Origin of the sequence: Streptococcus danieliae, assembly GCF_025447695.1 — a bacterium.
In the GTDB taxonomy this organism is placed as follows: Bacteria; Bacillota; Bacilli; order Lactobacillales; family Streptococcaceae; genus Streptococcus; species Streptococcus danieliae.
Window position 1 is genome coordinate 1 of the sequence record NZ_JAOBSU010000173.1, and the last position, 1,832, is coordinate 1,832.

A 1,832-nucleotide genomic window follows, 5' to 3' on the forward strand; every position below is an offset into this window, starting at 1 on the left:
CCATTGTTTTTTGGCAATTTCTGATGATTTTTTAGCTATTTACACGGAGTTGTTTGAGGTATGAATAATTTGGGTTGTAACATTTTTAAAGGCCTTATGAGCAACCAACTCCAAACCGTAGCTGTTTGAAACCAGGGTATAGCCAGCTAAACCCGTTTGCTTCTGGTAACCTTTGGCAAAGCCGCCGTCGATTACCAAAAGTTTTCCTTCTGCTTTGATGGGATTTTCACCGTCAATTTCACGAACGGGAGTATGGCCATTTACGATATGGCTTTCCTTTTCTAAGCCAAATTCCTCCAAAATCCCTTCACAGATATCTGCTCGTTGGCGTAGCCTGTAATAAGCATTTTTTTCTTCCTTATGAGTCCCTTTATCTTCAATATAATAGCGTTCAAACGTTGTCATAGCTGCTTTACCAAACAGAGACGAACATTCCCCCACCCAAAGATACCAAAATAAATCTGTTGCCAAATCATTATCAACCGTAGGATTTCGGTAAGCTTGACGAATCTGTTCCTCATAAAAATCTAATAGGCTTTTACCTCGATAGAGGGCCTGTCCAATCCGTAAAGATTTAAAATCACCGTTATCATGCATTGGAATACATCCGTGATAGAGCAACATGTTATTATAGCTTAAGTACATAGAACCATGTTCAAACAGAAAGTCAACATGCCTCTTCAATCGCTCTGAGGCTAAAAAATTACGCCTTAACTGTTCAAGAATTTCCATCTCCTCGGATGTCAGTTGATCCGGTTTTTCAGGGTTGATACAAGTAGCGTTAAAATCCCGCAGAGGATACATCTTTTCTCCAAGATGGATCCTTGTTTCCTTAAAATCGATTTTTCTAAACAAACGGCGATGGTCTAATTGGAAATCTGGTCGTCTTTCGATTAAAGCATCTTCCAATTTAAACTGCAAAACGGCAGTCGCCTGCTGCAGCTGGTTTAAGAGATTGCTCTCCTCTTCCGTAATATTCCCCTCATCAAGAATCGGTACAAAGGCTGGTTTTGGCTGATAATAGGCTTGACTATAAGCGATGAGTGGTCTAAGGTTAATCCCATAGCTCTCCTCGATCAACCGTAAATTATTATATCTAGCTGAAATTCGAACAATGTTGACCATACAGATGAGAGAACCCGACATGGCTCCCATCCAGGTTACATCGTGATTCCCCCACTGAACATCGACCGATCGCAAACTTGCCAGACGATCTAAAATCAAATCAGGTTCGGGTCCCCTATCAAAAATATCGCCAACAACATGTAGGTGATCAACAGCTAAACTTTGGATGACTTTCGATAAAGCCTCAACAAGATTTTCGAGCTGATCCAGTTGTACAATTTTATCAATCATCACTTGAAAATACTGCTCTTTGTAGGCTGATCGCTCAATCTCAGCTACCAATTCTTCAATAATATAGCTAAACTGACTTGGAAGCAGCTTTCGTACCTTGGAGCGCGTGTATTTACTCCCCATGTACTGAAGTAATTTCACCAAGTTCGGCAAAACCTGCTCCAGATACTGCTCTACATAAATACTCCCACGGTATTCTCTCATAAGAGCTATTTGCTTTGTCGGATAATAGATCAGCAAGGCCATCTCATCTTTGTCAGAATCGGAAAGATCGTCGCCAAAATATTCATCAATTTTCTTCCGGATGATTCCCGAACCATTTCTTATAGTCATTTAGTTTTTAAATAGTATGTTATTGCGTCAGTCAAATCGCTTGTCTTTCTAAGCAATTCTGTCACTGCTTTTTTCAAAATAGCCCAACTGTTCTCAATAGGATTCAGTTCAGGGGAATATGATGGTAAAGGGAGAAAAAAATG

2 protein-coding genes are annotated in these 1,832 nt (G+C 40.1%); both read right to left on the reverse strand.

The genetic code is table 11. From position 1 onward, the window contains the following. Positions 1-39: 39 nt before the first annotated feature. Complete coding sequence (locus N4310_RS08345) at positions 40-1,689, reverse strand: fructose-1,6-bisphosphatase (protein ID WP_262092811.1); 1,650 nt, start codon at positions 1,687-1,689, stop codon at positions 40-42. Beyond that, on the reverse strand, positions 1,686-1,832 hold a 147-nt coding region (locus N4310_RS08675), incomplete at its 5' end, for a transposase (protein ID WP_262092812.1). The genes N4310_RS08675 and N4310_RS08345, both read right to left, overlap by 4 nt.

Coding starts and splice junctions, on each gene's coding strand:
- N4310_RS08345 (WP_262092811.1), bottom strand. CDS start 1,689: ATGACTATAAGAAATGGTTCGGGAATCATCCGGAAGAAAATTGATGAA.